Source organism: Kitasatospora sp. NPDC057542 (assembly GCF_042801945.1).
Taxonomy (GTDB): domain Bacteria; phylum Actinomycetota; class Actinomycetes; order Streptomycetales; family Streptomycetaceae; genus Kitasatospora.
In genome coordinates this window covers 1-2,668 of record NZ_JBHVFE010000730.1, presented here as the reverse complement: position 1 = coordinate 2,668, position 2,668 = coordinate 1, and the positions used below count along the sequence as shown (strand labels likewise).

Below are 2,668 nucleotides of genomic sequence, written 5' to 3'. Positions count from 1 at the left end.
CGCCCCCGCCCCGGCGAGGTCGGTCCCCCGCGTGGTGTGCGGGGGCGCTCTCGTGGTCACGGGCGTCGTGCGGGCCCGGCGGTCAGGTGTCGGAAAGGTCGCGAGGCCGAGACGGGCGCCTCGTCGGGCGAACACGGCGGGTCGCAGCACTAGGGTGGCGAGGTGACCGAACCAGCCCACCTCGCCGCCGTCCGGGAGGCGTACGACACCGTCGCCGCAGACTACCTCCGCCTCGTCGTCCCGCCGGAGGGCATGGACCCGGTGTCCCGGGCGATGCTCGCCGCCTTCGCCGAGCTGGTGCGGGAGTCGGGCGGCGGTGAGGTCGCGGACCTCGGTTGCGGGCCCGGGCGGGTGACGGCGTACCTGGACGGGTTGGGGCTGTCGGCCTTCGGCGTCGACGTGTCCGGTGAGATGGTCGCCCTGGCGCGCCGGGCCTACCCCGAACTGCGCTTCCTGCACGGCTCGATGGGCGCGCTCGACCTGCCCGACGGCGCCCTCGGCGGCATCCTCGCCTGGTACTCCGTCCATCACGCCCCGGCGGAGCAACTCCCCCTTATCTTCGCGGAGTTCGCTCGTGTCCTCGCGCCCGGTGGGCACCTGCTGCTCGGCGGCCACGCGGGTGATGTCCGGTTGGACCACGCGAAGGCGTACGGCCACCCGGTGTCGTACGCCTCGTACCTGGTTCCGGCGGCCCGCCTGGCCGAGTTGCTGGAGGCGGCCGGCTTCACCGTCACGGCGCGGGTCGAGCAGCCGCATCCGAAGGACAGGGGCCGCTCGTACGTCTGCCTGCTGGCCGAGACCCGTACACACTGAATCTGTCGGGCGGTGCGGACGTGTGCCGGGTGCGGTCAGACGGCCTCGGTGGCGGCAGCGAAGTCGACGAACGCCAACGGCCCGCCGCCGGGAGGGCGGTGGGCCGTTGAGGGGAGGTCCGGACGGTCAGACCTCGGTGGTGGCGGCGAACTTCACGAACGCTTCCCACGCGGCCGGCTCGAAGGCCAGCTGGGGGCCGCTCTTGTCCTTGGAGTCACGTACGCGGACGACACCGGGGGTCTCGGCGACCTCGACGCACTCGCCGCCCTCGTTACTGCTGTAGCTGCTCTTGAACCATGCCAGCTCGGGGATCATCGTTCTCCCAGGATCTTCTCGATCAAGGCCAGGGACTCCTCGGGATCGTAAGCCTGAGCCCGGAGGATGTTGTAGCGCGCGTTCAAGATCTGGACCTCGTCCGGATCGGTGATCAGCCTACTGCTCGTCTGCACCTCGACGTAGCCCTGCTGAGGACGTCCCTTGGGCGTGATCAGAATGAACGGTCCACCCATCCCGGCGTGCTCGGTTCTGTTCAACGGCAACACCTGGATGACCATGCCGCGCATCCGGCCGACCTCCAGAAGTCGACGGAGCTGAGCGGAATGCACGTCCCAGCCGCCGAGCGGCCTTCGCAGGACGCTCTCGTCGATCACCCAGCTGAACATCCCCCGCGGCCAGCGGATCAGCACCTCCTGACGGGCCATTCGCGCTGCCACCCGCGTCTCGATCACCTCCTCGGCCAGAGGCGGCTGCCTCATCTCGAATATGGCTCGCGCGTGAGCCTCGGTCTGAAGCAGTCCAGGAATGCCGAGCGTGGCGAAGTTGTGGGTTTCGACCGACACGTCCTCCAGGCTCACGTAGCCCCGGAACCAGGCCGGGTGCCGCAATCGGGTCTTGGCCCGAGCCCTCATCACGTCATCCGTCGCGATGGCCAGCAGGCCGCCGGCGTTGAGGGCTTTGTCCACCGCGACGAGAAACTCGGGCTGCGGGGTCCTTAGTCCGCGCTCCACTGCGCTGACCAGCTGCTCGCCGTAGCCGATCCGTTCGCCAAGCTGCTTCTGTGTCAGTCCGGCTTGTTCCCTCAGGAGTTTGATCTGCTTCCCGATCGCGCGGAAGAAGTCCGAGACTTCCGTCAGGTCCTCCGGGAGCTCCGTCCGCACCACGTCACCCGACTCGCTGTTTCGCGCCGCACCCATCGCGACCACCCCGTCTGTGATTGATCCACGAAACAAAAGGCTGTCCGCACCCGTACAGGCACTCTCCGTGCTTGCTGGGTGCATGGTCAGCGTACGTCCGCCCCGCCACGCTTAACTCCCATGACGACCGAAATCCCTCTCGACAACCCCCGGTCCCGCACCGCCACCCTCACCGCCTCCCCCAAGGGCGCAGCCATCTGCCGACGCCTGGCGCGTCGTCAACTCGCCGATTGGGAGCTGGACTCCACGCACACCGAGCCATTCCACTGCGCGCTGCTGATCGTCGCGGAGCTGGCCGCGAACGCGATCACACACGGACGCGTTCCGGGGCGCGGGTTCGAGCTTCACCTCTCGCTCACCACCACCGTGCGCCGGGGCACCACCCTCCGCATCGAGATCAGCGACCCCCGGGGTGACAGGCTCCCCGTCCTCCCCACCGTCCACACCCCCAACGCCCAGACCGGGCGCGGCCTCACCCTCGTCGACGCCCTCTGTGACCGCTGGGGCACCATCCCCCGCCACCCCAACGCCAAGACCGTCTGGGCCGAACTCGACCTCGCCCCCGATGCCCCCTGAACCCCGCCATAGCGAGGGCCTTCACGCCGCCCCAACACTCCGATGAGCCTCCAGGAGTGGGAAGTCGGCCGGGCCGACTTCCCACC

The 2,668-nt window shown here is 69.3% G+C and carries 4 protein-coding genes; 2 read left to right on the top strand and 2 right to left on the bottom strand.

What is annotated here, in order from left to right; genetic code table 11:
- Positions 1-162: 162 nt before the first annotated feature.
- Positions 163-813, top strand: a complete 651-nt coding sequence (locus ACFU7Y_RS42790; RefSeq protein ID WP_380771869.1) for a class I SAM-dependent methyltransferase — start codon at positions 163-165, stop codon at positions 811-813.
- Positions 814-939: 126 nt separating this feature from the next.
- Here ACFU7Y_RS42790 and ACFU7Y_RS42785 read toward each other — a convergent pair whose 3' ends face one another.
- Together ACFU7Y_RS42785 and ACFU7Y_RS42780 are read right to left on the bottom strand one after the other, a co-directional pair.
- The gene (locus tag ACFU7Y_RS42785) at positions 940-1,128 is read right to left on the bottom strand and encodes a DUF397 domain-containing protein (protein WP_380771867.1); all 189 of its coding nucleotides are present in this window, start codon (positions 1,126-1,128) and stop codon (positions 940-942) included.
- Positions 1,125-2,006, bottom strand: coding sequence for a Scr1 family TA system antitoxin-like transcriptional regulator (locus ACFU7Y_RS42780; protein ID WP_380771871.1), 882 nt, complete (start codon positions 2,004-2,006; stop codon positions 1,125-1,127). The genes ACFU7Y_RS42785 and ACFU7Y_RS42780 overlap by 4 nt, the downstream gene beginning before the upstream one ends.
- Positions 2,007-2,126: 120 nt before the next feature.
- On the opposite strand from ACFU7Y_RS42780, the gene ACFU7Y_RS42775 reads away from it, so the two are divergent.
- A complete protein-coding gene (locus tag ACFU7Y_RS42775; protein ID WP_380771865.1) occupies positions 2,127-2,582 on the top strand; it encodes an ATP-binding protein in 456 nt (151 codons plus the stop codon).
- Positions 2,583-2,668: the final 86 nt, after the last annotated feature.

Bases quoted from the DNA above. Each gene is read 5' to 3' on its own strand.
- ACFU7Y_RS42785 (WP_380771867.1), bottom strand. From the start codon at position 1,128: ATGATCCCCGAGCTGGCATGGTTCAAGAGCAGCTACAGCAGTAACGAG.
- ACFU7Y_RS42780 (WP_380771871.1), bottom strand. From the start codon at position 2,006: ATGGGTGCGGCGCGAAACAGCGAGTCGGGTGACGTGGTGCGGACGGAG.
- ACFU7Y_RS42775 (WP_380771865.1), top strand. From the start codon at position 2,127: ATGACGACCGAAATCCCTCTCGACAACCCCCGGTCCCGCACCGCCACC.